This window comes from Brevibacillus sp. B_LB10_24 (genome assembly GCF_046036945.1).
Classification (GTDB): Bacteria; Bacillota; Bacilli; order Brevibacillales; family Brevibacillaceae; genus Brevibacillus_C.
This window is the reverse complement of record NZ_JBJQOQ010000006.1, coordinates 43144-69192: the sequence shown is the minus strand read 5'-3', so window position 1 is coordinate 69192 and position 26049 is coordinate 43144. Positions and strand designations below refer to the sequence as shown.

Here is a 26049-nt window from a genome sequence, read left to right as displayed (position 1 = left end):
TTCGCCCAAGCTGCGCCTTTCCCACGTGGTTGCAGAGGATCACGCCTCCCACATCGCCTTGCTCGTCTGGAAAAAACTGGAGGAAAAATCGGGCGAAAGAATCACGCTGGAGGTATTTCCCAACAGCCAATTGTACGGATCGGACCGCGAAGCCGTGGAAGCGGTTCAGTTGGGGAATATCGATCTCACGACGGTTGCAACCCCTACCCTGGCCAGCTTCAGCAACTACCGGCTCTGTCGACTTGGCTGCCATCTTTGCTGAAATAAATCCTTTTGGGGGTGTTTTGCTGTGAGTACGAACGAAGGTGCGGTTTTTCACACAAGATCGATCGAGGAAGAGCGCAGGCATCGGAAAGAGCGGCTGGCAGCTTCTTTCCGCCTGTTTGCCCGATTCGGGTTTGACATGGGGGTTGCCGGGCATATTACCGCGCGTGACCCGGAGTACACCGACCATTTTTGGGTCAATCCCTACGGCATGGATTTTGGGCTGATCAAAGTGTCGGATTTGCTGCTGGTCAATCACCGAGGGGTTGTCGTGGAAGGGGATAAACCGGTCAACAAGGCCGCCTTTGCGATCCATTCGCAAATTCACGCGGCCAGACCCGATACGATTGCCGCTGCCCACTCCCATTCGATGTACGGCAAGACCTGGTCTACCCTGGGCCGCCTGCTCGACCCGATTACGCAGGATGCCTGCGCGTTTTATCAGGACCATGGCTTGTTTGACGATTACACGGGCGTTGTCTACGAAGTGGATGAGGGCCAGCGAATTGCCCAGGCGCTGGGAAGCAACAAAGCGCTGATCCTGAGAAATCACGGTCTCTTGACCGTCGGGCTCTCCGTCGAGGAAGCGGTCTGGTGGTTTATCTCCATGGAGCGGTGCTGTCAGACGCAACTGATGGCCGAAGCGGTAGCAAAGCCCATCCTCATCGACCACGAGCACGCCAAGCTGACGGCGACACAGGTCGGTTTTCATCAGGCCGGCGACATCAATTTTCAACCGCTGTGGGAGCGGGTTCTTAGAGAGGAGCCCGACTTTTTGGATTGATCGTAAGGAAACGTGCTCGGGAACAAGAAACAGAGAAGGGGATCGGGCATCGATTGGGCAGTGTTCATCTGTTTAGGTTAACCAGGGTTTTCCGGTTAGCCTATTTTTTGCGAAGGGTTACGAAAAAGGCAGCCGGGAGAACACGGGTGTCTTTGATCCGTTTATCAAAATTGAGAAATCACTTTTAAAATTGACAATCATCTCCATCGCTCCCGTGTTTCTCTTCTTTCTGTAGAAGGGGTTTACTGCATTACCCGCCCTGTTTTCGCTTCCCTATCCTTGGCATGATAGTTGCTTGGTATTTTTAGCAAGACAGAACGGACAACGGAAAGGAGCACAAATCCATGCAAACACTCATGCGCTTTGATGGCAAGGTCTGTCTTGTCACCGGCTCGGGGAGCCCATCGGGAATCGGATTCGCGGCGGCCGCCATCCTCGGCCGGTTGGGCGGAAGGCTGGCGATAGCCGCCACGACGGAGCGGATCTACCGGCGGGCAGAGGAACTGCGGACAGAAGGCATTGAAGCAACCGGCTATATCTCCGATCTGATGGACAGACGGCAGGTTCTGGCCCTGGTCGAAGCAGTACTGGCGAAATACGGCAGGATTGACATTCTCGTCAACAATGCCGGCATGGCACAGGTCGGATCACCCGAAAAGTTTACGCCGTTTGCCGAGCTTGACGCCGCAGATTGGGATCTGGACATCTCCCGCAATCTGACTACCTGCTTCAACGTCACCCGGACCGTCCTGCCGCAGATGATCGAGAGCGGCTACGGGAGAATCGTCAATGTCTCGTCAACCACTGGGCCGATCAGCAGCAACCCTGGTGAAGCGGGCTACAGCGCGGCCAAGGCTGCGATGGTCGGCATGAGCCGGAGCATCGCCATCGAGGTGGCCAAACACGGCATTACGATCAACAACGTCGCTCCCGGCTGGATTGAGACAGGCTCGCAGACGGAGAAGGAAGCAGCAGCCGGTTTGAACACTCCGCTTGGCCGCAGCGGCCGGCCGGAGGAGATTGGCCATCTGATTGCCTTTCTGGCATCGGAACAGGCTTCCTACATCACCGGCCAGCTATTCGTAGCGGACGGCGGCAACTCCTTGCAGGAGTACAAGGGGCCGCGCGAGCATTATTACTAAACCGAAACCGAAGAAGAGGTGGCTCCGAATGTTTTCGATCAAGGAAAAGGTAGCGGTGATCACGGGCGGCGGCTCCGGCATCGGTCTGGCGACGGTCAAACGGTTCTGCACGGCCGGGGCGAAGGTTGTCATTGCCGATATTACCGACCAGACTAGGCTGGCTGACGAGTTGGGCTGTACGTTTGTCAAGACCGATGTAACACAGGAGGAAGAAGTCAGGCAGCTGATGCAGACAGCCTTTGATACGTACGGGCCGATCGACATCGTGATCAACAATGCGGGGATCATCATGCCGGAACAGCTGCTCGTCGAAGCGGATGCGGCTGACTTTGAACGGATGTTTCGGATCAATGTGTTTGGCGTGCTGTACGGTCTCAAATACGCTCCTGCCTACATGAAAGACGGCGGCTCGATCATCAATACGGCCTCCAATTCGGCTGACGAAGGTTTTTCCGGGTACGGAGCGTACGGTTCGTCCAAAGCGGCTGTCGTCCATTTGACCAAAACGGCGGCGATTGAACTTGCCGCGCGGCGGATACGCGTCAATTGCATTTGTCCCAACACTGTCGACACGCCGCTTGCATACGCCGAAGGCTGCGAGACTGAGCTGCATACAGTCGGGATCATCACACCCCTGGCACGGATGTGCAGACCGGAAGAGTGTGCTGCTCTGTTCCACTTTTTGGCTGCTGACGACTGCAGCTATATCACCGGTGAAGACATTTATATCGACGGCGGCCTGAAAGCGGGTCCAGGTACACAGATGTTTGCTCAGTTATTGAAAAATAGGTAAATGTGATTACTGGCCAACCCCGGAGCTTCGCTTCGGGTCTTCTTTATTCTTTCCCAAGAGGCATCCAGCAGGGAAACGACAGCCCCGCCAAGAATCTGTAAATACGGCCATTCTCGAAAAAAGTCCGTATGACGGGGAGGAATGCAGCAAGTGAGCACCAGTGAACACAAAGCAGAAGCGCCGAAAACTGTCGGCTGCATGGTGATTACCGTCTCTGACACGCGCAGCGAAGAGACAGACAAAAGCGGCGCCTTGATGAAATCCCTGCTGGCGGCCGCGGGGCATGAGACACATCTGTACCGCATCGTCAAGGATGAGCCAAGCGAGATCATAGAGGCAATCCGCGAAGGGACAGGACATCCCCAGGTAGACGTCATCCTGTTGAACGGAGGGACCGGGATCGCCCCGCGTGATACCACGTACGAGGCTGTCAAGGAACTGCTGGAAAAGGAAATGCCCGGTTTTGGCGAACTGTTCCGCTACCTTAGCTACGCGGTGGACATCGGCTCTGCGGCGATTCTCAGCCGGGCAATCGCCGGCACATACCGCGGCCGGGCAATTTTTTCCACGCCTGGGTCATCGGGAGCTGTAAAGCTGGCGATGGAGAAGCTGATCGTCCCGGAGCTGGGGCATGTCGTCCGGGAGTTGAAAAAACAAGGGTAGGCGTATCATTTGCCCATATCACCGTCTGTTTGCTATAATCGAATGCTAGAAAAAGAGGTGAACGGGCATGAAAATCGTATTAGCTACACTGAATGCCAAATATATCCACTCGTCCCTGGCACTCCGGTACCTGCGCAGCTATGTGAAGCCGGTATTTTCCGATGTCGAGCTGGTCGAGTACACGATCAATGACGTCACGATGAACATGGTCGGGGATTTGTACCAGCGGCAGCCGGACATTGCCGCCTTTTCCTGTTACATCTGGAATATCCGCGAAACTCTGGATGTCATTCGCAATTTTAAAAAAGTCTGCCCTGACACGCCGGTAGTGCTCGGAGGACCGGAGGTGTCCTACGATACGGACTTCTGGATGAAAGAGTATCCGTTTATCGACGTCATTGCCATGGGAGAAGGAGAAGAGACGTTTTTGGAGCTTTGTCAGGCGTATGACGAGGCCGGGAGAACCGGCCAGACCCCCCGGCTGAAAGAGGTGGCGGGGATCGCCTACCGCGACGGCGAACGGGTTCGTTTTTCCATGCCGCGGGGACAAATCGCCGATCTGAATACGATCCCATCCCCCTACACGGAGAATTTGGACGAGCTGAAAAACCGCGTCGTCTACTTCGAGGCTTCGCGCGGCTGTCCGTTTAAATGCCAGTACTGTCTCTCCTCGATCGAAGACGGGGTTCGTTACTTTGACCTGGAGCGGGTCAAGCAGGATCTCAAACGGCTGATCGACTACGGGGTCAAGACGATCAAGTTCGTCGATCGGACGTTTAACATCCACAAGCGGTACGCGCTGGAGATCTTTCAGTTTTTAATCGACCATCACAACGGGACGATTTTTCAGTTTGAGATCACGGCAGACATCCTTCGGCCGGACGTCGTTGACTTCTTGACGGAAAACGCGCCGCCGGGCATTTTTCGCTTCGAGATTGGCGTTCAGTCGACCAATGACGAGACGAACCGGCTCGTCCAGCGCATCCAAAACTTCGAACGCCTCAGCAATACGGTGAGAAAAATCAAGGCATCAGGGAAAATTGCCCAACATCTCGATCTGATTGCCGGTCTGCCGGAGGAGGGCTACTCGTCTTTTCGCAAGACGTTTAACGACGTGTTTGCGCTGCGGCCGGAGGAGCTTCAGCTCGGCTTCCTGAAGATGCTGCGGGGAACCGGCATGCGGGCGCGGGCGGCCCAGTACGACTATGTCTACATGGATGAAGCGCCTTATGAAATCCTCGGCAACAACTGCTTAAGCTTTGAGGATATGATGCGGATCAAACGGGTGGAAGATGTCTTGGAGAAGTACTGGAATGCCCACCGGATGGACAACACCATGGAATGGGTGATTTCCCGCCACTTTGCTTCCGCTTTCGACTTCTTTCAGGAGTTTGGAAATTACTGGGAAAATCAGGGCTGGAGCCGGTTCGGCCATCAACTGGAGGACCTGTTTAGCCGGCTGCATCATTTCCTGGGGAATCGTCAAATAGACGGGCTGGCCCATGTGGAAAGCTTGATGAGGTACGACTACCTGATCCAGCAGAAGTACCGGCCGCGCAAGGTCTGGTGGGTCGAGGATACGGGGAAAGCGGAACTGAAGGCGGCCTTCCAACAGGTGCAGGCCCAGCGTGAACGGCTGCGCGAGGATTTTGCCGACCACGCGACGAATGAAAAAGAGTACTTTAAACGGACAGTTGTCACACCGGTTTCGTTTGATGTTGAACGCTGGCTGAAGAACGGCGAATTGGCAGAGGGCGACTATACGCTGGTTGTCTACTATCCTTATACAGATAGCAGGGATAATACTTTTGTGGTCGTGGACCGGCCCGTTTCGATCGCGGGATAAAGGAGCATTTGTACTCCCTTGTAACTTTTTGCCCGGTTTCTGCGTATCTAGATTAGAATCTTCCCATCAAATTGGGCAAAAAAATGGAATGGATGACGGCCGGGGAGCATATGATTCGTTATTTCGGCCACTGGTACAAAATATTTTCGGCATCTTGGCTCATGGATGAAACGGATAGGGGACACATGTTATGGAGATAAATCTCGATCTGCTGATCTCGCTGATCGAACAGTACGGCTATTTGGCTCTGTTTTTTCTACTGTGGTTGGGGATTGTCGGCCTGCCGATTCCCGACGAATTGGTGGTGGCGACAGGCGGCTTTGTCGCTTCACAGGGGTATCTCGACCCGGTGTACACCTTTCTGGTTGATTACCTCGGCGTCGTCTCGGGACTGTCAATCGGGTATCTGCTCGGACGGCTGTTTGGCAAGCCGATTCTGAACTGGCTGTCGCGTAAGAAAAAGATGGAGCGGCATATTGAACGTTCCGTTGCGCTGATTCACAAATACGGAACGTTTTCGCTGTGCCTCAGCTACTTGCTGCCGGTAGTCAGACACGTTGTTCCCTATATCGTCGCGACAGGCGGAATGAAGTACCGCCGATACGCGTTGTTTTCCTATACCACTGGTCTCGTCTGGACCTTCTGCTTCTATGAAGTGGGCTATTTGTTTGGCAAGAACATGTGGCAGATCATAGAAGTGACAAGGCGCTATGGCTTTTATGCGCTCGCCGTTCTCGTCGCCTTGCTGGTCGTGATGCTGCTGGTCAGATGGAGGCGCATCGCGAATTAAACGGCTGCAGGCCGTCAAAAAAAGGAGTCAGGACATATGGGGGAAAAGCTGCGGGCACACGCCCGGACGCGGACGATCGTCCTTGTGCTCGGTTGGCTGTTGATCTTATGGGGTGTGGCAACGGGCCAGCATCTGCCTTTGTTTTGCGGGCTTCTCGGAATCAACGGCTACGCTTTTGCGCTGATGGCGATCGACAAGCAAGCAGCCAGGCGGAGGCAGTTTCGCCTGCCGGAAAACAGCTTGCTCTTGACCGGACTGCTGGGGGGCGCTGCGGGCATTGGCTTGGGTATGGTCTTGGTGCATCATAAAAGCAGGCATGCTTCCTTTCTTACATGCATTCCGTTGTTCTTTTTGCTTCAAGCCATAGGTATCTGGTATCTTTGGTAAGTAAATAAACGGAAAGGGTGGTACAAATGGGAAATGAAACGCTTGAGATGTTTCGCGAACTGACGGAGGCGCCCGGAGCACCCGGCATGGAATCATCCGTCCGCGATGTGATGCGCAAGTACATAGCGCCATATGCCGACGAGATCAGCTATGACGGACTCGGCAGCCTGATTGCCAAAAAAACCGGAAACTTTGACGGTCCGCGGATCGTCATCGCCGGCCATCTGGACGAAGTGGCCTTTATGGTAACCCAGATTACCGATAATGGCTTTATCAAGTTCCAGACCTTAGGCGGCTGGTGGGGACAGGTGATGCTGGCCCAACGCGTCCAGGTGCAGACCCGGAACGGCATGGTGGACGGTGTGGTCGGATCGGTTCCGCCCCACTTGATGACGCCGGAAGCGAGAAAAAAAGTCGTCGAGATCAAGGACATGTTTATCGACATCGGCGCCTCCAGCAAAAAAGAAGCGGAAGAATTCGGCGTCCGGCCCGGTGACGCGATCATTCCCGTCTGCCCGTTCACCGTTATGAAAAATCCCAAGCTGATGATGGCGAAGGCCTGGGATAACCGGCTGGGCTGCGCCGTGGCGATCGAAGTGCTGAAGCGCCTGAAGGGCGTGGAGCACCCCAATACGGTATACGGCGTCGGAACTGTCATGGAGGAAGTGGGCACCCGCGGAGCCCAGACCGTCGGGCAGACCCTGCAGCCTGACATTGCGATCGCCGTAGATGTGGGAATCGCCGGAGACACGCCGGGCATCAGTCCCAACCAGTCGGCGTCCAAGATCGGAGCGGGCTTTGAACTTACCCTGTACGATGCTCGGACGATCGGTCACCCCGGGCTGAGGGATCTGATCATCAGCACAGCGGAAGAGGAGAAGATTCCGTATCAGTTTGCCACCGTTCCGGGCGGAGGGACGGATGCCGGCCCGATGCACCTCGTCGGCAGCGGCGTGCCGGCCGTCTCCCTGTCGGTCGCAACCCGATACATTCACAGCCATGCGTCGATCCTTCACTACGACGATTTTGAATACCTCGTCAGCATCCTGGTTGCGCTCGTCAAGCGGCTGGATGCCCAGCAGGTAAAGGCTCTGCGCACGTACGAATAATCGGCAGGCTTGCAGCTTTTGTCCGGCGTGAACCTGCCGGCCTTGCCCAAGCAAAAACCCGTCTTTTGCGCAAGACGGGTTTTTGCCGTGTTTCGTTTCAGGTTCCTACAGGAGAACTGGCCTGACTCGGAATGTACTGGGAGATCGTACCTGCCATTTGCTGCTTTGCCGCGGAATCGCTGTGCTGCCAGAGCACTTCGAACAGCACGCCCAATCCGGGCAAGGTTTTTTCCTGGCCGGTGGTTACCGCATCGTTGATCGTATCCATCACATCGCCTGCGGTGGAACCCTGCATCTTGTACATGATGGCTTGACGGAGGTCGAGCTGATTGATATTCATCGTGTTTTGCTCCTCTCGTAAAAGGTGAGTCTGCTTTGTATAGTATGGATTACATTGCCGGCCCTGATTCGCCTTTTGTGGCGGAAAAAGGATATGGTATAATGCTTGCGACGCAATTGTCGGGATATAAGGAGTGGAAAGAGCGATGTCGACCAAACAGTTTGCCATTATCGGGATGGGACGCTTCGGTTCCAGTGTGGCCCGTACCCTGTATGAGATGGATTACGAAGTGATGGGGATTGACGAAGACGAAGAGCGGATTAACGAGAATATCCAATACGTCACCCATGCCGTTGCGGCCGATTCAACCGATGAGACTGCTCTGAAGGAGATCGGCATCCGCAACTTTGACGTGGTTGTCGTGGCGATCGGCCACGATATCCAGGCGAGCATCTTGACGACGCTCATCTTGAAGGAGATGGGGGTCAAGAAGATCGTGGCCAAGGCGCAGAACGAGCGGCACGGGCAAGTCCTGTACAAAGTTGGGGCGGACCGCGTCGTCTTTCCCGAGCGGGACATGGGGATGCGGCTGGCACATAACCTCATCTCCGCCAATGTCCTCGACTTTATCGAATTGGCTGAAGAGTACAGTGTCATTGAGAGTGTCGCTTCCGCCAAAATGGTCGGGAAGACACTCCGCCAACTGGACGTACGAGCCCGCTACGGGGTGAACGTCATCGCGATCAAAAGCGGCGAGAGCTTCAATATCTCCCCTGCGCCGGACGATCTGATCCAAGCGAACGACGTCCTAGTCGTCATTGGCCACAACAAGGATTTGAAAGAATTTGAGGAGAAGGCGTAATGGATGGGGAAATCATTACCTCCGTACAGAACCCGCAAGTAAAGCGCTGGTGCCAATTGCACAGCCGAAAAGGGCGGGAAGAGCAGGGCAGCTTTCTGGTGGAAGGGGTTCACCTGGTCGAAGAGGCGCTCCGTTCCGAAAAAACAGTGACCGCCATCATCTACGACAGCGAACGGGGGATTGACCCTGTCGTAGCCAAGGCCTTGGCCGGACAAAACGACGTGCGGCAAATCGCCGCGTCCGCTGCTGTGATGGCCAAGCTGAGTGAAACGCGGACTCCCCAGGGCATCGCCGCCGAGGTAATGCTGGAACCGGCCAATTGGGACCGCTGGTGGGACAGGCAGGCGAATCGCGACTTCTTGCTGCTGCTGCTCGACGGCGTGCAGGATCCGGGAAATCTCGGGACGATCATCCGCACGGCGGAAGCGGCCGGCGCCGACGCTGTCGTGATCGGCAGCGGAAGCGTCGATTTGTACAACAGCAAGGTTGTGCGGGCGACGATGGGTTCGATCTTTCGCCTGCCGGTATTCGCCTATGAGCTGGTTCAGCTGGCGGGATTGCTGAAAGCGGCCGGAGCGAGCCTGCTGGTCACGGCGCTGGACCCTGCGAGCCGGTCCTACGATGAGCCTCTCTACCGCGGCAAAACAGCGATTGTGATCGGCAGCGAAGCCCGCGGCGTCTCGGATGTCATGCTTGCCGAAGCGACGCACAAGGTGCACATCCCCTTAAGCGGCCAAGCGGAATCGCTCAATGCTGCGGTTGCGGCCGGCGTCATCCTCTACGAAGCAAGGCGGCAGCGCCTTCCTTGACGCAGCAGCCGGGGAGATCATCGGGCAGTCCTTTACAAGTGCGTCCGCATGCGATATAATGTGCCAAAAAGTACGTACAATTAGAAAAGCAGACTGCGTTGATGGAGACCAGTACACAGGAATGACGGCCTTACAGGGAGAAAACGCCGGAGATTGAGAGCGTTTTTACGTGCCTGGCCTGTGGAATTCCCTCCGGAGCTGACCTCTGAAAAGCCTTCGGGCGGCAAGTAGGAGGGTACCGGATCATTCCGTTATCGATGAGCAAGTGAGACAAACGATGTATTTTGTCTAAGCAGGGTGGTACCGCGAGCAGACTCGTCCCTTTGTTGGGGCGGGTTTTTTTATTTACCTCTTTTCGAAAAGGAGCGATCAAACGTGCAAACACGCTTGGAAAACATGAAGCAAGCAGCGCTTGCCCAGTTGGCGCAAGTGACGGACGCATCGCAGCTGCAAGAGCTGCGCGTCAAATATTTGGGAAAAAAAGGAGAACTAACCGAGATTCTGCGCGGGATGGGCAGCCTTTCCGCGGAAGAGCGCCCGGCAGTCGGCCAATTGGTGAACCAGGTTCGCGAGGTGCTGGAGACGGCGATTACCGAGAAACAGCAAGCATTGGAAGCGGCTGTGCTGAACGCCAAACTGGCATCGGAGAAAATCGACGTCACCCTGCCAGGCAGACCGATTCCCACGGGAACGATGCATCCGCTGTCCAGGATTATCGAAGAAGCGGAAAACATCTTTATCGGCCTCGGTTACGAAGTCGCCGAGGGACCAGAGGTGGAGCTGGATCACTTCAACTTTGAAATGCTCAACCTGCCCAAAGACCATCCGGCCCGGGACATGCAGGACTCCTTCTACATCACGGAAGAAATTCTGCTTCGGACGCAAACCTCTCCCGTACAGGCCCGGACGATGCTGGGCAAGGCAGGCAAGACGCCGGTGAAAATCATCTGCCCGGGGAAGGTATACCGGCGGGATGACGACGATGCGACCCATTCCCATCAATTCACCCAGATTGAAGGACTGGTGATTGACCGGGGGATCAGCATGAGCGACTTGAAAGGGACACTGCTTACTTTCGCCCGTCAAATGTTTGGCGCCCATCAGCAAATTCGCTTGCGGCCCAGCTTTTTCCCGTTTACGGAACCGAGCGTCGAGGTAGATATCCAGTGCGTCATTTGCGGCGGAGAAGGCTGCCGGATGTGCAAGCATACGGGATGGATCGAGATACTCGGCGCCGGCATGGTACACCCCCGCGTACTGGAGATGGGCGGATACGACCCGAGCGAAGTCAGCGGCTTCGCCTTTGGCATGGGCGTAGAGCGGATTGCCCTGTTGAAGTACGGCATTGAGGACATTCGCCACTTTTACACCAATGACGTTCGATTCCTGCGTCAGTTCAACCGGGCTTAGAAAGGAGAAGAAGAGATGAAAGTATCATACAATTGGTTAAAAGAATACGTTGACCTGTCCGGAATTAGTCCGGAGCAGCTGGCGGAGCTTTTGACCCGCAGCGGCGTGGAAGTGGAAGCGGTGGAGTCGCGCAACGGCGGTGTCTCCCAGGTCGTCGTCGGATACGTCAAGGAGTGCGGCAAACACCCTGACGCGGACCGCCTCAACGTCTGCATCGTCGACGCCGGACAGGGAGAAGATCTGCAGATCGTCTGCGGTGCGCCCAATGTAGCCAAGGGACAAAAGGTGCCGGTGGCGCTCGTGGGGGCAAAACTGCCCGGCGGCGTCCACATCAAGCGCTCCAAACTGCGCGGTGTAGAGTCACAGGGAATGATCTGCTCGGCAAAAGAACTGGGACTAAACGATAAATTGCTGGCCAAAGATCAACAGGAAGGGATCATGGTGCTTCCCTCCGACGCGGAAGTGGGAATGGACGCGGTCTCTTATCTGGGGATGGACGATACGGTGCTGGAACTGGGCCTGACCCCCAACCGCTCCGACTGCCTGAGCATGCTGGGCGTCGCCTACGAAGTAGCGGCGATCCTCGGCAGAGAGGTCATCCTGCCTCAGAACGACGTGACCGAAGACGGTGAAGCCAATCCCGTGACCGTCGAGATCGCGGCAGCCGACCATTGCTATCAATACTCTGGCCGTCACTTTACCCATGTAAAAATCGCTTCCTCGCCGCAGTGGCTGAAAAACAGGCTGATGGCGGCAGGCGTCCGGCCGATCAACAACGTGGTCGACATCACCAACTACGTCATGCTGGAGTACGGTCAGCCGCTGCACGCATTCGACGCCACGTGTGTCCATGACCGCAGCATTGTCGTCCGTCTCGCCGAGGCAGGAGAGAAGCTGACGACGCTGGACGATCAGGAGCGGCAGTTGGATGAAGAGACCCTGGTGATCGCCGATCGGGAAAAGGGCCTGGCGATTGCCGGGATTATGGGCGGAGCCAACTCGGAAATTACCCCTGATACGACGGAAATCATCCTGGAAGCGGCTTACTTCACGCCTCAGTCGATTCGCCGTTCCGCCCGCAAGCTGGGGATGCGTACAGAGGGGTGTGTCCGCTGGGAAAAAGGCGTTGACCCGCAGCGCGTCTCGCCTGCTTGCGAGAGAGCAGCACTACTGATCCAGCAGCTGGCCGGTGCTGCGGTCTCGAAAGGCGTAGCCGGCGGTACCGTGGTAGAGAAAAAGCCTGTCCTGGTATCGGTATCCTTGGACAAAATCAACACACATCTTGGCACGAATCTGACGGCGGCAGAAGTAAGCGACATTTTTACCCGCCTGCAGTTTCCATTTGAAGCAGCGGATGACATCTGGACGGTGAAGGTTCCTACCCGGCGCGGCGACATTACCCTGCCCGAGGACTTGGTCGAAGAAGTGGCTCGCCTGTACGGCTATGACCACATCCCGACCAGCCTGCCAAGCGGTGAGACGACACAGGGAACGCTGACCCGGGAGCAAAAAATTCGCAGGACGATTCGCCACCATCTGATCGGCGCCGGAATGTCGGAGACGATTACGTACGTACTGGTTCATCCGGAACGTAATGAAAACGTCTCTGGGCTGCACGAACAGACGTGCAAACCGATTTCGCTGGCGATGCCGATGAGCGAGGAGCACAGCGTCCTGCGCACCAGCCTCCTGCCAAGCTTGCTGCAGACGGCTGCCTACAACAAAAACCGGCAGAGCCACGACTTGGCGCTGTTTGAACTCGGCAACGTCTTCCTAAGCGATGAAGAGAAGCTGTCCAAGCTGCCGGAAGAGAGATTATACCTCGGCGGCCTCTTGAGTGGAGGCTGGGTGCGGCCAAACTGGCTTGGCGTAAAACAAACGGTCGATTTCTACCTGGCAAAAGGCCTGGTCGATTCCCTGTTGACCCATCTGGGAATCACAGATGTCGACTATCAGCCGTCAGAGGGGCGCAGCGGAATGCACCCTGGCCGGACCGCAGACGTACTCGTTCAAGGAGAGCGGATCGGCTTCGTCGGTCAGGTCCACCCTGCAACAGAAAAAGCGTATGACCTGGACGAAACTTACGTATTCCAGCTTGACGTGGCCAAACTGGCTACGTTTGCCAAGAGCTTCCATGAGTACCGGCCGCTCCCCAAATTCCCTGCGATCGGACGCGATCTGGCCTTTGTCGTTGACCGTCAGGTGCCGGCAGCTGCCCTGACCCGGCTGATTCGACAAGAAGCAGGAGAGTATTTGGAGTCCATTGTGCTGTTTGACGTCTACACCGGTGAGCGGATTGCCCCGGAGAAGAAGAGCCTGGCCTTTGCATTGACGTACCGCCATCCGGACCGGACACTCCAGGATGAGGAAGTCCAGCAGGCAACAGATCGCGTCGTATCCGTACTGGCCGAGAATACAGGTGCAGAACTGCGCAGCTGAGGAAAATCTTGACGAATCCTGTCATTTTCAGTAACCTTAGAGGGGAAAACAACGGTCGTCGTTGGGAGGGGAGGCCATCGTGCAAAATGACGAAAAAAACCGTGTTACGGTAGACATTTTTGGCCAGCAATATCGCCTCAGTGGAAAGGCTAGCATCAACCATATGCGCATGGTGGCGGGCTACGTCGACGACAAAATGAACGAGATCGGTCACGGAAATTCCCGCTTGGATACGACGAAAATTGCCGTGTTGACTGCGGTAAACATTGCAGATGAATATTTTCGGCTCCGTCGCGAGTACGAGGACCTGTTGAAGATCCTGAAAGAGGATGCAGCAGATAACGACAAAACATAACCGTTTCGAAAGGAGAGGCAGATGCCTCTCTTTTTCATGACGTGGCGAATGCCCTCGTGGCATTTATCCTTCTCTTCATATAATATGGCAACTTGAAAGAGGAGGGGTCACTGTGCGGATTCTGGTGATTGCGCCCGAGCAGCTTCCCGTCCCCCCGATCAAGGGAGGGTCTGTGGAAACGTGTGTGTACAATATCTTTCGCAGAATGGCCGGCAAGGCCCAAGTAACCATTCTCTCCCGTGCACATCGGCAGCTTCCGCATGAAAGCACGCTTGCTGCGGGAACCGGCAAGATTGTCCGGATCAATCAGGCGAGACGGTTCCCTTATCTGACGGATGCTCTACGCAAAGTTCGGGGAAAACACTTTGACCTTATCCAAATCGAAAACCGCCCAAGCTTTGTCCCCCATGTGGCAAAGGCGTTTCCGCGGACACCAATCGTCTTGTCGCTGCATTCGCTTACGTTCATATCGCTTCTGCCGCGGGAGCAGGCCGACTCAGTGTTAAACCGGGTCAGGGCAGTCGTATCGGTCTCTTCGTTCGTCACACAGACGATGAAGCGGCGTTTTCCGATACATCGGAGGAAATTTTTCACGAATAAAACCGGTGTCGACACCGATGTGTTTCGTCCGCAAGCCGACAGCCAGAAGCAAAAACTCCGCGTAAAACGGGGTGTGCCGGGCTCCTGCAACATCTTGTTCGTTGGCCGTATGGTGCACGGCAAGGGGCTGCACACGCTGGTGCGGTCTGTTGCGATATTGAAACAGCGTTATCCGAACATCAGGCTGGTTGCGGTCGGCTCCTCCTGGCCCGGGGTGCAGCGGCAGACTTCGTACTTGCGCAAGGTCCGCTCCTTGTCCAAACAGCTGAAGGTGCCGATCCGCTTTACCGGCTACCTGCCGCCCTGCAAAATGGCGGACGCCTACCACTTGGGGGATGTTGTGGTCTGTCCATCGCTCCTTCACGAAGGTTTGCCGCTTGTCAGCCTGGAGGCGATGTCCTCCGGCGTTCCAATCGTGGCATCCGATAGAGGCGGCAATCGCGAAGCGATCGTGCACGGCCGAAGCGGCCTATTGGTTAAAGATTATGCCAATCCCGCTGCATACGCCCGGGCGATCGACCGTATTCTCGCTTCGCCGGCTGCCTCTCGAATAATGGCATTAGGCGGCAGAAACCGTGTACTGACAGTATTCAGCTGGGATAGAACGGTCAGCGGCCTGCTGCGGATCTATCGGCATATAGCCGGGTCAGAGGCGGTTTGACCCTGGAAGAGCGGCTTCGCACATAAACACGTGCGAATAACGACCCGACAACGTATAATAAGGGATGTTGATACATGATACAAACTACAGAACTGGCGAAGAAGGGGGAGTTGCCGCGATGACCGCTATGCCAACCAAAGAGCAGTTGATCGAAGCGGCCAGCCGTTTAACGATTCAGGAAAAGGATGCCAAGCTGGGGGCCATATTAAGAGAGATGAAGAAAGTGGTAATTGCTTTTTCCGGCGGGGTCGACAGCACGTTTCTGCTGGCCCGGGCCGTGCAGGAGCTTGGCGATGAAGCGATCGCCGTTACGGCCGCTTCGGAAACCTTTCCGACGCGGGAGTTTGAAGCCGCCAAGCAGTTGGCAAAGCGCCTGAATGCCCGGCAGGTGACGACTGAAATCCGTGAGATGGAAAACCCGAATTTCGTCTCCAATCCGATAAACCGCTGCTTTTATTGCAAGGACGGACTTTATGAACACCTTGGCCAGATGGCGCAGGAAAACAAATGGAACGCTGTCATCTGCGACGGGGCCAACATGGATGACCTCGGCGACTACCGTCCCGGAAGAGTAGCTGCTGCCCAGCGCGGAGTGCGGAGCCTGCTGCAGGAGGCAGGGCTGTATAAAGAAGAAATCCGCCAGCTTTCTCTCGATCTGGGACTGCCGACGTGGAACAAGCCGTCATTCGCCTGTCTGTCGTCGAGGATTCCTTACGGTTCAGAAATCACGTTGGAAAAAATCGACCAGGTAGACAGAGCGGAGGGCTATCTGCTGAGCCTCGGTTTCCACCAGGTACGGGTGCGCCACCACGATAAAATTGCCCGTATCGAAGTGATGCCAAGCGACTTTCCCAAGGTGCTGGAACAGTACAAGAACATCGACCAGACGCTGCGGGAAATCGGTTTTAGCTATGTCACGCTGGACTTGTTCGGCTACCAGACAGGCAGCATGAATACCATCTTGGAGAAGGAAGTTAAAGTTAACCATGGCTGAGCTTAAAGAAATTTTAGAACAGGTGCGCAACGGCACGCTAAGTGTTGAACAGGCGGAGGAGCAGGTGCGGGCCGTAAGCAATCTCGGTTTTGCCAATCTCGATCTGGATCGGGAAAAGCGGACCGGGTTTCCGGAAGTGATCTATGCGGCGGGGAAGTCTGAGGAGCAGCTAGTCGCCATTTTTGAGCGATTGATGAAGCATCAATCGATTGTCCTGGCGACACGCGTCTCGCCTGAACAAGCAGAGGTGCTCGTACAGCGCTTGCCGATGGTGGAGTATCACGCGGACGCTCGTGCGGCCATCTGGAGCGATCGTCCGCTCGAACCTGTTTCTCCCGGCTACGTGTCGGTCGTCGCTGCTGGAACATCCGATTGGGCCGTTGCTCAGGAAGCGGCCTGGACGATTCGCTGTCTGGGTGCGGAAGCGCGAGTGATTGCCGATGTCGGAGTAGCGGGAATCCACAGACTGTTTCAGCGGCTGGACGAAATCCGCGGTTCGACTGCGATCGTTTGTGTGGCAGGGATGGAAGGAGCACTGGCAAGTGTCATCGCCGGACTTGTCGACATCCCGGTGATCGCCGTGCCGACAAGTGTAGGTTACGGTGCCAACTTCCGCGGTTTGGCGGCGCTGCTCAGCATGCTGAACGCATGCGCGACCGGTGTGGCGGTCGTCAATATTGACAACGGATTCGGCGCCGGCTACATGGCGGGAATGATCCACCGGCAATCGGCTCGTGCGGCACATTCCGATTAGAGCTGTGAAAAGGCCCGAGGCTGTCTAAAGCCCGGGCCTTTTCACATGGCATCCTGAGGTACATTGGTCAGATTAGGTATTCTGGCGGTTGCCTGCGTCCCCGCCCCGAAAATCCATGTGCGTCTTGATCGGGATAAACAGGTCGATAATACCGATGACCAAGGATGCAAGCAGCGCACCGAGAATGGTGACATGGAAGCCAGTGACGATGAACTGCGTGAGGTAGATGACTACGGCACTTACTAAAAAACCGACAATCCCGCGGTGGAAGGGAGATACGCGTTCGCCAAACATGGCTTCAATCGCCCAACCAATGAGTGCGATTACGATTGCCGCCAAGATTGCTGTCCAAAAGCTGTTGATGGAAAATCCAGGGACCAGGAAGCCGACGAACATTAACACGATGGCCGCTACGATAAAGCGGATGACGTGGCGTAGGATAGTCATCGTTACTCCTCCTTAATGGGCTAGGTCTTCACGTTCATTGTGGCTTGTTTTGGCTGTTCATATGTAAGAGGAGAACTTGTAAATTCAGGAAATCGGCTTGTCCTTCGCCTTCGGCCGCTTCATGGTCAGATAAAGGAACAACGTGTTATAATGGGGAAATGAATCGCCGAAGGAGGCTTCTTTTCGTGGAGCGCGTGTTAAAGACATTGGAATACGATAAGGTAATCGCCTTACTGGCAGATAAGGCATCCTCTCTCTTGGGGAAGGAAAGGGCCGGGAATGCCAGGCCGTTTACAAATATAGAGGAAGTGCGGTTGGCCATGCAGGCAACCGATGAAGCGAGCACGGTGCTGCGGGTAAAAGGCAGCGTTCCGCTCGGGGGTATCCGCGATATACGGGGGCCGGTTCAGCGAGCCAGGCTCGGCTCGATTTTGTCTCCCTCCGAGCTCCTCGATGTCGCCAGTACGATCTTCTCCGGACGGCGCCTCAAGCAGTTTCTGCTGGATGTGGGCCAGACAGAACCGCTTCCGCTGCTGCAAGCGCTGGCGGAAAATATCGAAGGACTGCGCGAGATCGAAACGGAGATTGGACGATGCATCGACGAAAACGGCGAGATCGTAGACAGTGCCAGTCCGGAGTTGCGCAGCATCCGGCAGGAGATCCGCGGGTTGGAGGCACGAGTCAGGGAACGCCTCGAACAGATGATTCGTTCCAGTTCTTATCAGAAGATGCTGATGGAAAGCATCATTACGATTCGCGGCGACAGGTACGTGATCCCCGTAAAACAAGAGTACCGGCACGTTTTCGGCGGAATCGTGCACGATCAGTCTGCTTCGGGTGCGACCCTGTTCATCGAGCCGGAGGTCATCGTCTCCATGAACAACAAGCTGCGCGAGTCGCGGCTGAAGGAGGAGCGGGAGGTAGAGCGCATCCTGCTGGGTTTGACCAACCGGGTAGCCGAGGTGATGGAGCCGCTGCAAGGCAACATCGAAGCACTGGCTGAGCTTGATTTTATCTTCGCCCGTGCGCTGCTTTCGGCTGAGATGAAAGCGACCAGCCCCCGGTTGAATGATCGGGGCTTCATCCGGCTGAGAAAAGCGCGCCATCCGCTGATCGCCCGAGACATCGTTGTCCCGATCGACGTGGAGCTGGGCGGCAGCTATTCGGCGATTGTCATCACCGGTCCGAATACAGGGGGCAAGACCGTCTCGATCAAGACAATCGGCCTCTTGTCGCTGATGGCGATGAGCGGCCTGCACATCCCTGCAGAGGAAGAGAGCGAGGTAGCGGTCTTCTCCTCGGTATACGCCGACATCGGTGATGAGCAGTCGATCGAGCAGAGTCTGTCTACCTTTTCCAGCCATTTGACCAATATTATCCGCATTCTGTCGGAGATGGACGAACGCAGCCTGGTGCTGTTTGACGAGTTGGGTGCGGGGACCGATCCGGCCGAAGGGGCCGCACTGGCCATGGCCATTCTCGATCACGTGGTGCAGTGCGGCGCTCGCTTGGTGGCGACGACGCACTACAGTGAGCTGAAGGCATACGCCTATAACCGCGACGGCGTGATTAACGCAAGCGTCGAATTTGACGTGCAGACGCTGCGTCCAACCTACCGCCTGCTGATTGGAGTGCCCGGCCGCTCCAATGCCTTTGCGATCGCCAAGCGGCTCGGCTTGCCGGAGGAGATCATCGAAACCGCCCGCGGCTCGATCAGCGAGGAAGAAAACCAGGTAGAATCGATGATCGCTTCCCTAGAGCGAAATACCAAAACAGCTGAGCGGGAACGCAAGGAAGCCGAGCAGCTCAGGCGGGAGGCGGAAGAGCTTCGCAAGCTTGTGCAAGAGGAACGGGAGCGTTTTGCCGAGGAGAAAAATGCCATGCTGGAAAAAGCGGAGGAGGAAGCGCGGCTTGCCGTTCAGTTGGCCAAGGAAGAGGCGAACAGCATCATCCGCGAGCTGCGCGGGATGATGGCCGATGGCATCGAGGTGAAAGAACACCGCTTGATCGAAGCCAAGAAGCGGCTGGGCAATGCCGTTCTTCCCCTGGAAAGGGAAAAAGTCTCCAAGCCGGCCAAGGCTGTCCGCGCTGTTCAGCTGAAAGCTGGCGACGAAGTGATGGTGACCAGCTTCGGACAAAAAGGGACGATTCTGGAAAAGGTGTCAGACAAGGAGTACCTGGTTCAGATCGGCATTATGAAGATGAAAGTGAAACGGGAGGATATGAACCTGCTGCAATCGGTCAAAGCCGAGCCGCAGGTGCAGTACACGGCAGTAAAATCGCGGCGGGACAACGTCAAAATGGAACTGGATCTGCGAGGCTACAACGTCGAGGACGGCTTGCTTGAGATCGACCAGTACCTGGACGAAGCCCTGCTGGCTGGCCTGCACTCCGTATCGATCATCCACGGTCACGGTACAGGAGTACTGCGAAAAGCCGTACACGAATTTCTCCGCAGCCACCGGAGCGTCAAGTCGTTTCGTTTGGGCGGCCAGGGAGAAGGCGGGGTCGGCGCGACGATTGTTGAGCTGAAGTAAGCCGCCGGATAATGGGGCACGCAGGGTAAGGGAGGAAAGCGCGTGAAAATGTTGTTGGCTAATCCGTATTTTGCGACCGCCGCCTATTTTGCGGTTACAGGTCTGGCAATGATCCTCTTTTTGACCATCTTTGAACTGGTTACAAAATACCGGGTATGGAAAGAGATCAAAAAAGGCAATGTCGCGGTGGCGATGGCTACAGGCGGAAAGGTATTCGGCATCGCCAACATTTTCCGCTTTTCCATCGAGCACCACGACAGCATCGGACAGGCGCTGATCTGGGGGTCATTTGGATTTTTGCTGCTTTTGGTCAGTTACTTCGTCTTCGAATTTATGACGCCCAGTTTCCATGTAGATGCCGAAATCGAGCGGGACAACCGTGCCGTCGGCTTTCTCTCCATGGTTCTGTCCGTCGGATTCTCCTACATTGTCGGTGCCAGCCTGAAGCTGTAGAGCGATTCCGGGTAAAAGGAGGAGGAACACATGGCGGAAGCAGACATCGTCGTTACCGTACTAGACGCGGGAGAGAAGAGAGAGGTGCTTGTCAAACCGGGGGATAACTTGCTGCTGGCAATGATAAAAGCGAACCTGCCCGTAGAGTTTTTTTGCACCACGGGAAAATGCACCACTTGTCGTCTCGTGATGAGCGTTCCCGACGGTTCAGCCGAACCCATCAGCGAGACGGAGGCTTACCGCCTGGGGGCAGAAGCCCTCAGCAAAGGGTATCGGCTTGCCTGCCAGCTTTACGTGCAGGGGCCGCTTACCGTCTATTTGTCCAAATAACCCGGGTTCTCTACCTTTTTTCGCAAAACACCAGTATAATTAACAGTTGGCGGCAGGGACTTGTGCTGCCGGGCACGTGCCTGACGATACATGAGGGGAGGAAATCACCTTGCAGGTCCTGTACAAGGTGTTGTTCGTCTTCTGCCTGCTGTTTCTCGCGGCGGGAGCCGTCTACGTTTTCTACTATTTGCCCAAAGTACCATCAACCCCTGCTTCTGTGCCGCAATCGATGAGCAGCACAGTGGTCTTAACACATAGCTAAACAAGCGATTATCAGGGAAAAGAGGAGATATGCAATGAAGACCCAGCCCGTACGTGTTGCTGTTGTGGGCCTTGGCTTTGTCGGTTTGCCCTTAGCTCTCACTTACGCCATGAAAGGAGCTCAGGTGATCGGAGTGGATGCTCTGCCGAGCGTGGTCGAAGAGATTAACGCGGGCCGCTCCCACCACCTGGAAGCCTACCAGGGAAAGACACTGCCGGAAATCCTGCGGGAACAGCTGGCGGCTGACCGCTTTCGCGCTACGACATCTTATGAAGAAGCGGCTCAGATGGTTGACCATTACATCGTCACCGTCGGCTTGCCTGTCCGAAACGGCGATCCGGATCTGAGGCCGCTGCAAAGCTGCGCCCAATCGTTGGGGAGCGTGCTAAAACGGGGAGACACAGTGATGATACGCAGCACCGTCGTGCCGGGGACTACGGAGGAGATGATCCTGCCGATCCTGGAGGAGACCAGCGGACTTACGGCAGGAGTTGATTTTTATCTGACCTACTGTTCGGAGCGCATCGCGGAAGGGCGCGCGTTCGAAGAGTTTATCCATATGCCGCTGGTGCTTGGCGGCCTGAACGAAGCGAGTGCGCAAAAAGGGAAGGAACTTCTCTCGTTTATCAGCGAGACAGATGTGACGATTTCCAGTATCCGCGTCGTGGAGACAGCCAAAGTGATCGAAAACATCCAGCGTGACGTAAACATCGCCATGGTGCAAGAGTTCGCCCGTTTTGCCGAAGCGTTTGGCATCGACACATTTGAGATGATCAAGGTAGCCAACACACATTCCCGGGTAAATCTGTTGACACCGGGGCCTGGGGTGGGCGGATTCTGCTTGCCCAACGCGCTCTACTACCTGCAGCCCAAAGCAAAAGAATTGGGTTTGGACCTTCACCTGCTGCAGACGGCAAGGCAGATCAACGATGGAGTCCCCCGGGTCTTGACCCAGATGCTCGAGCAGGCTTTAGCCGAGGCAGGGAAAAAATTGGCGGGCAGCCGGATCGCCGTACTGGGACTGGCCATGAAAGACATGTCGAACGACGACCGCGTCAGCCCTGTCCACGATTTGATCCAATTGCTGCAGTCCTGCGGAGCCGAGGTTCGTTCCTACGATCCCGCGGTTCCTACCCGATACCCGCACAAAATGAATTCTCTGGAAGAAACGGTAAAAGACGCCGATGCCTTGCTCTTGACAACGGTGCAGCAGGAATTTCTTGAGTTGGACTGGGTTGAGGTCGCTCGGAAGATGGGCCAAGCTCCTGTCCTGATGGATGCGAAAAACCGCATTCCCCGCCACGTCGATGAACAGGTCAAAGTGGTGCGGATTTGACCAGACGCCTGTTCTGGGATGCTTTGCTGCTGCTCCTGTTGGTCATCGGGGTGTACATCTCGTCTGCAACGCCGTATGAAAAACAGGACTTGCGTCAGTCGATCGATCGGGTAGTGGATGATGAACAAGTGAAGCAACAGGTAGGAGGCATTTCCTTCCATTACGGCTCGAAAGAGATCAGTGTGGAGAGTGTCGGGGTGGCCGGTTTTCTGGAATTTTTTATCCGCAAGGGCACCCACTTCACCTTCTTTGCCCTGCTGACGTTCTTTGCATTCCGTCTGCTTCGCCATTTCTGCTCAGCAAACGCGGCCCTTCCATGGAGCGGGCTTTTCGCAGTAGTTGCCGCCATCCTCGACGAGTGGCACCAGACCTTTACCCCCGGCCGCACCGGGATGCTCGCCGACGTGATCCTCGATTCCGCAGGCGTGATGGTTTCTCTCTTATTGATCTACCTGTTTTTGGTAATCCAAAGAGCACGGAATCGGGTTTAATCCATCTCTAGCAGCCGAAGAGTATTGGGCGGGCTTTCATGAGCAACAGCACGAGAAACCGAGAAAAATGGAGCGAGCGCAGGCCTTGGCATGCATACCCAGTCGGAACGGAAAAAAACGGCACACGCTTGTCGACCAAACTCTACGTTGACATACTTCCAGTCATTTTTGGTCGACGTGCCGTTTTTTGGAGTGCAGACGGACATCACGGCTTCCCCGCCAGCGTGCCACGAACGAGCGAGCCCATTTTTCTCGGTTTCCACAACCAATGTTCACCAAACCAAAAAGGACGCGGAGGTCACTTTGAAGTGGCCCCGCGTTCTTTCTATATTGTCAATTAAATTCCATCAAGCAAATTCAACCGTGTCGGCAAGATTCAGCATCGCCCGCATCGTCCGGTACAGCTCCGATTGATTCTGTGCCACAAAGGTGACCTCAGACGAACCCGCTTCATAAAGGGAACCAGGAACGATCGCCGCCATCTCGGCCTCCCCGGCATGGGAGAATTCGATTTTGCAGGTGAGCGGCGCCTGCACGTTGACGGGAGAGAGTTGTGGCCTTTTTTCGAGAGCTTCTTTCGTTTTGTTCTTAAGTTCCTGCCGGCTTTCTTCCAGCGAAAGACAGAGCGCGGCGGTACGGGATTGGGCGTATTTGACGACGGCAGTCGAGATGCCGGGGATGAGTTCTTTAGCCTCCGCCGCAACCAGGTTGTCACCGGAGACGAGGCAGACCGGCACGCCATACAATCCGGCGTAGACAGCGTTAAAGCCGAATTCACCCATGACCTGGCCGTTGATGTAAAGATTTCGAATCGGGCGTCCCATGGTATGGCTCAGTACCCCGGGTACACCGTGTCTCGTGTGGTAGCCGATGAAGAATGCGGCATCAAACGAGGAATCGAGCCCCTGCATCATTGAATGGTCGCGCGGTGATCCAGAGAGCAGCCGAGCTTTCGGATGGAGGTGTTCGATCAGGATGTTGTTCATACCCGAGTGGCTGTCCGTCACGATGATTTCTTTTGCGCCGGATTCTACGGCAGCCTCAATGACTGCATTGACATCGTCAGTCATCAATCGGCGTCCCCGTTCGTAGTTGACTCCGTACTTCGGATCTAAGTAGCTCGGGTCGACGATCCCGGAAATCCCTTCCATATCTGCAGAAATGAAAAGTTTCATGCTATGCACAACCTTCCTGTTCACCTGGTATTTACTTTTCTATTATCGCACTAAGGAACAGATTGGTCTAGCGTCTGCCTGCGTGCCAAAGGACTTGTTCCCGTTTTGTTTACAGGCTGCGGCTCTTTTTTGCCGACTTATTTTTTGCGTCCGGCGACGATCCGCACCGGGGGGAACATAGACCAATAGGGCCCGTAGATATGGACGTCGAGCGCTTCCAGCTCACGGAGCGCATCAGCGTATTGCCGCACATGCTGAAAGTCAAGAATGGCCAAGCGGCCTCCCGGTTTTAGCACCCGCATCATTTCGCCCAGCACCCTGCGCCGCTCTTCGAGATTGGAAATATTATGGACGGCGAGACTGGAAACGACTGCATCAAAATAGCCGTCAGGGAACGGAATGGCTCGCATGTCTCCATTCAACACTTCCACGCGCTCGGCTACTCCTTCCACCCGGGCGTTCTCCCTGGTCACTTCCGGTTCGTTGCCCGATTGGTCCCGCTTGCTCCAAATGTCGATTCCGTATGCTTTCCCCGTCGTCAATCTGCGTGCGGCTGCGATCAGAACCAGGCCCCGGCCGCAACCGGCGTCGAGCAGCAATTCGTCTCCGCGAAGCTGGATGAAATCAAGCAATTTCTCCCGCATGCGGTATTTCCCAACTTTGCTGCTCCAGATCATGTACAGCGATTCGATGAGCAGGATCAGGAACGCGATGAATAAAACCATGCCGATAGCAACGCCGAGCCAAAGCCATTTTTCCGGAAATACGTAAAACGACACAACTCCAAGAACTAGACAGCCAATCCCGAGGAGTAACAGGTTACGCACAACGTTGGGAGCGTCGATGCCGTAATTTCCCGGGCGATGTCGAGCATCTGCCATCCTTCATTCCTCCTGTTGCGAAATCATTCTATTTTGTACCGGCTTTCCACGCCCACTTCACCTGCATGACGTCCATTCGTTGGTTGAAGCCGTTATCGCAGCAGCGACTCGCCGCGTTTTTCCCGCCTCAGCCGCCAAAGCCCGGGGGAGACGGACGTCAGGGTAACACCCGCGAAAACGAGTAATCCTCCGAGGATTTGCGCGACGGTCACCTGCTCACCGATGGTGATGCCGATCAGCGCGGTAAAGACGGGTATCAGGTTGAGCGTGATGCCCGCCTGGCTGGCTGAGACGGTGCGCAGGGAAAAGTTCCACAGCAAATAGGAACCGACAGAGGGAAACACAGCCATGTAGACGATTCCGATCACAGAACGGGTTCCGATCGGCTGGAGTAAAACAGGACTGCTGAAGACAAAGGGCAGCATCAGGAACACGGCTATCAGGGAAGAGACGGCTGTCGCTGTAATTGGCGGAATGTTCGCCAGCCTTTTTATCAGCAGAGAGTACAGCGTCCAGGATGAGATCGCAATCAGCATCAACAGATCCCCAGTGTTGTAATCCGTCGATAAAAGCCGAGACAGACTGCCCTGGGTCAGGATGAAGAGCACGCCGAACAGCGACAGCAGGAAGCCGCCAAGTTGCACTTTGGCCATGCGCTCGCGAAGCAGGAATGCAGAACATAACACGATCAGTGCGGGGTTGAGGGCATTGACGAGCGCGGCGTTGGTCGCCGTCGTGAATTGGAGCGCGGCGTACAGGGAGATGTTGTAGCCGATCGCCCCAGTCATACCCAAAACCGCGAGCTGCAGCCACGCTTGTTTTACCTGCCGCCAATCCGGCTTTTCGATCCACAAGGCGAGCGGAAAGAGCAAAAACAGGGCGAGCAGCCAGCGGGCAAAGGTAATGCCGATCGGCGAAACCTCTGCGGCCACAAATTTGCCAAAGATGTAGTTGCCGGCCCAAAAAGCGTTTGCCAGAATCAAAAACAGCCAAGCTATTGATTTACTCAAAAGTCTCACCTAGTCTCCTATCAAGTTTGAATATCATGAATAAATTCCTTATTCTGGAACCTCATTCCTATCTTAGCACATGGAAAGCGGAGAGAAAAAACAGAAAATTCCATCTTGGGGAAATTAAGCTCCTAAAGATTCCCTTTCTCTTTCGGGAAGATGAGCTCCTCAAGAATTTTGATTGC

At 55.4% G+C, this 26049-nt stretch carries 28 protein-coding genes and 1 other annotated feature; of the genes, 23 read left to right on the top strand and 5 right to left on the bottom strand.

The window, feature by feature from the left end:
- Window positions 1–25 precede the first annotated feature (25 nt).
- From ACI7RC_RS07980 to ACI7RC_RS07940, 9 genes are all read left to right on the top strand, one after another.
- Window positions 26–262, top strand: coding sequence for a type 2 periplasmic-binding domain-containing protein (locus tag ACI7RC_RS07980; RefSeq protein WP_408107709.1), 237 nt, complete (start codon window positions 26–28; stop codon window positions 260–262).
- A gap of 27 nt (window positions 263–289) precedes the next feature.
- On the top strand, window positions 290–1048 hold the full coding sequence (locus ACI7RC_RS07975; RefSeq protein WP_408107708.1) for a class II aldolase/adducin family protein: 759 nt from the start codon (window positions 290–292) through the stop codon (window positions 1046–1048).
- 344 nt (window positions 1049–1392) lie between these two features.
- Window positions 1393–2190 (top strand): SDR family NAD(P)-dependent oxidoreductase, encoded by a 798-nt coding sequence (locus tag ACI7RC_RS07970; protein ID WP_408107707.1) that lies wholly within the window; start codon window positions 1393–1395, stop codon window positions 2188–2190.
- Between the two features lie 28 nt (window positions 2191–2218).
- Window positions 2219–2983 carry an SDR family NAD(P)-dependent oxidoreductase gene (locus tag ACI7RC_RS07965; RefSeq protein ID WP_408107706.1) on the top strand — a complete coding sequence of 255 codons (765 nt, stop codon included), beginning with the start codon at window positions 2219–2221 and terminating at the stop codon, window positions 2981–2983.
- Window positions 2984–3133: 150 nt separating this feature from the next.
- Complete coding sequence (locus tag ACI7RC_RS07960) at window positions 3134–3646, top strand: MogA/MoaB family molybdenum cofactor biosynthesis protein (protein ID WP_408107705.1); 513 nt, start codon at window positions 3134–3136, stop codon at window positions 3644–3646.
- Window positions 3647–3713: 67 nt separating this feature from the next.
- On the top strand, window positions 3714–5492 hold the full coding sequence (locus ACI7RC_RS07955) for a B12-binding domain-containing radical SAM protein (protein ID WP_408107704.1): 1779 nt from the start codon (window positions 3714–3716) through the stop codon (window positions 5490–5492).
- A gap of 190 nt (window positions 5493–5682) precedes the next feature.
- Complete coding sequence (locus tag ACI7RC_RS07950) at window positions 5683–6282, top strand: DedA family protein (RefSeq protein ID WP_408107703.1); 600 nt, start codon at window positions 5683–5685, stop codon at window positions 6280–6282.
- 36 nt (window positions 6283–6318) lie between these two features.
- On the top strand, window positions 6319–6669 hold the full coding sequence (locus ACI7RC_RS07945) for a DUF1294 domain-containing protein (protein WP_408107702.1): 351 nt from the start codon (window positions 6319–6321) through the stop codon (window positions 6667–6669).
- Between the two features lie 26 nt (window positions 6670–6695).
- Window positions 6696–7778, top strand: a complete 1083-nt coding sequence (locus tag ACI7RC_RS07940) for a M42 family metallopeptidase (RefSeq protein WP_408107701.1) — start codon at window positions 6696–6698, stop codon at window positions 7776–7778.
- Between the two features lie 97 nt (window positions 7779–7875).
- Here ACI7RC_RS07940 and sspI read toward each other — a convergent pair whose 3' ends face one another.
- Window positions 7876–8118: a small acid-soluble spore protein SspI gene (sspI, locus tag ACI7RC_RS07935; RefSeq protein ID WP_408107700.1), complete on the bottom strand. Its 243-nt coding sequence runs from the start codon at window positions 8116–8118 to the stop codon at window positions 7876–7878.
- Window positions 8119–8263: 145 nt separating this feature from the next.
- Between sspI and ACI7RC_RS07930 the strand changes: the two genes are divergently transcribed.
- The 8 genes from ACI7RC_RS07930 (at window position 8264) to larB (ending at window position 16942) form a co-directional block, all read left to right on the top strand.
- Window positions 8264–8920: a potassium channel family protein gene (locus tag ACI7RC_RS07930; RefSeq protein WP_408107699.1), complete on the top strand. Its 657-nt coding sequence runs from the start codon at window positions 8264–8266 to the stop codon at window positions 8918–8920.
- Window positions 8920–9729, top strand: coding sequence for a TrmH family RNA methyltransferase (locus ACI7RC_RS07925; protein ID WP_408107698.1), 810 nt, complete (start codon window positions 8920–8922; stop codon window positions 9727–9729). Before ACI7RC_RS07930 ends, ACI7RC_RS07925 begins: the two co-directional genes overlap by 1 nt.
- Before the next feature lie 89 nt (window positions 9730–9818).
- Window positions 9819–10055 (top strand) — a binding site (T-box leader).
- A 49-nt stretch (window positions 10056–10104) separates the two neighbouring features.
- Window positions 10105–11139 carry a phenylalanine--tRNA ligase subunit alpha gene (gene pheS, locus ACI7RC_RS07920; RefSeq protein ID WP_408107697.1) on the top strand — a complete coding sequence of 345 codons (1035 nt, stop codon included), beginning with the start codon at window positions 10105–10107 and terminating at the stop codon, window positions 11137–11139.
- Window positions 11140–11154: 15 nt separating this feature from the next.
- Complete coding sequence (gene pheT, locus ACI7RC_RS07915) at window positions 11155–13578, top strand: phenylalanine--tRNA ligase subunit beta (protein ID WP_408107696.1); 2424 nt, start codon at window positions 11155–11157, stop codon at window positions 13576–13578.
- 79 nt (window positions 13579–13657) lie between these two features.
- A complete protein-coding gene (gene zapA, locus ACI7RC_RS07910; protein ID WP_019120277.1) occupies window positions 13658–13933 on the top strand; it encodes a cell division protein ZapA in 276 nt (91 codons plus the stop codon).
- Window positions 13934–14045: 112 nt separating this feature from the next.
- Window positions 14046–15194, top strand: a complete 1149-nt coding sequence (locus ACI7RC_RS07905) for a glycosyltransferase family 4 protein (RefSeq protein WP_408107695.1) — start codon at window positions 14046–14048, stop codon at window positions 15192–15194.
- Between the two features lie 118 nt (window positions 15195–15312).
- Window positions 15313–16188, top strand: a complete 876-nt coding sequence (gene larE / locus ACI7RC_RS07900) for an ATP-dependent sacrificial sulfur transferase LarE (RefSeq protein WP_408107694.1) — start codon at window positions 15313–15315, stop codon at window positions 16186–16188.
- A complete protein-coding gene (gene larB, locus ACI7RC_RS07895) occupies window positions 16181–16942 on the top strand; it encodes a nickel pincer cofactor biosynthesis protein LarB (RefSeq protein ID WP_408107693.1) in 762 nt (253 codons plus the stop codon). The genes larE and larB overlap by 8 nt, the downstream gene beginning before the upstream one ends.
- 72 nt (window positions 16943–17014) lie before the next feature.
- On the opposite strand, the gene ACI7RC_RS07890 is transcribed toward larB, so the two are convergent.
- On the bottom strand, window positions 17015–17389 hold the full coding sequence (locus ACI7RC_RS07890; protein WP_408107692.1) for a phage holin family protein: 375 nt from the start codon (window positions 17387–17389) through the stop codon (window positions 17015–17017).
- 158 nt (window positions 17390–17547) lie between these two features.
- Between ACI7RC_RS07890 and ACI7RC_RS07885 the strand changes: the two genes are divergently transcribed.
- The 6 genes from ACI7RC_RS07885 to ACI7RC_RS07860 all read left to right on the top strand — a co-directional run bounded on the left by ACI7RC_RS07885 (window position 17548) and on the right by ACI7RC_RS07860 (window position 22798).
- Window positions 17548–19926, top strand: a complete 2379-nt coding sequence (locus tag ACI7RC_RS07885; RefSeq protein WP_408107691.1) for an endonuclease MutS2 — start codon at window positions 17548–17550, stop codon at window positions 19924–19926.
- A 48-nt stretch (window positions 19927–19974) separates the two neighbouring features.
- On the top strand, window positions 19975–20379 hold the full coding sequence (locus ACI7RC_RS07880; protein ID WP_408107825.1) for a DUF350 domain-containing protein: 405 nt from the start codon (window positions 19975–19977) through the stop codon (window positions 20377–20379).
- Window positions 20380–20409: 30 nt separating this feature from the next.
- Entirely contained in the window at window positions 20410–20709 is a 300-nt protein-coding gene (locus ACI7RC_RS07875; RefSeq protein ID WP_408107690.1) for a 2Fe-2S iron-sulfur cluster-binding protein, read from the top strand.
- A gap of 109 nt (window positions 20710–20818) precedes the next feature.
- On the top strand, window positions 20819–20971 hold the full coding sequence (locus ACI7RC_RS07870) for a hypothetical protein (protein ID WP_408107689.1): 153 nt from the start codon (window positions 20819–20821) through the stop codon (window positions 20969–20971).
- Between the two features lie 34 nt (window positions 20972–21005).
- Complete coding sequence (locus ACI7RC_RS07865; RefSeq protein WP_408107688.1) at window positions 21006–22307, top strand: nucleotide sugar dehydrogenase; 1302 nt, start codon at window positions 21006–21008, stop codon at window positions 22305–22307.
- Complete coding sequence (locus ACI7RC_RS07860) at window positions 22304–22798, top strand: VanZ family protein (protein WP_408107687.1); 495 nt, start codon at window positions 22304–22306, stop codon at window positions 22796–22798. The genes ACI7RC_RS07865 and ACI7RC_RS07860 overlap by 4 nt, the downstream gene beginning before the upstream one ends.
- A gap of 347 nt (window positions 22799–23145) precedes the next feature.
- Here ACI7RC_RS07860 and ACI7RC_RS07855 read toward each other — a convergent pair whose 3' ends face one another.
- From ACI7RC_RS07855 to ACI7RC_RS07845, 3 genes are all read right to left on the bottom strand, one after another.
- Window positions 23146–23973, bottom strand: a complete 828-nt coding sequence (locus ACI7RC_RS07855; RefSeq protein ID WP_408107686.1) for a M55 family metallopeptidase — start codon at window positions 23971–23973, stop codon at window positions 23146–23148.
- A 137-nt stretch (window positions 23974–24110) separates the two neighbouring features.
- Window positions 24111–24854 carry a class I SAM-dependent methyltransferase gene (locus tag ACI7RC_RS07850; protein WP_408107685.1) on the bottom strand — a complete coding sequence of 248 codons (744 nt, stop codon included), beginning with the start codon at window positions 24852–24854 and terminating at the stop codon, window positions 24111–24113.
- Window positions 24855–24946: 92 nt separating this feature from the next.
- Window positions 24947–25864 carry a DMT family transporter gene (locus ACI7RC_RS07845; protein ID WP_408107684.1) on the bottom strand — a complete coding sequence of 306 codons (918 nt, stop codon included), beginning with the start codon at window positions 25862–25864 and terminating at the stop codon, window positions 24947–24949.
- Window positions 25865–26049: the final 185 nt, after the last annotated feature.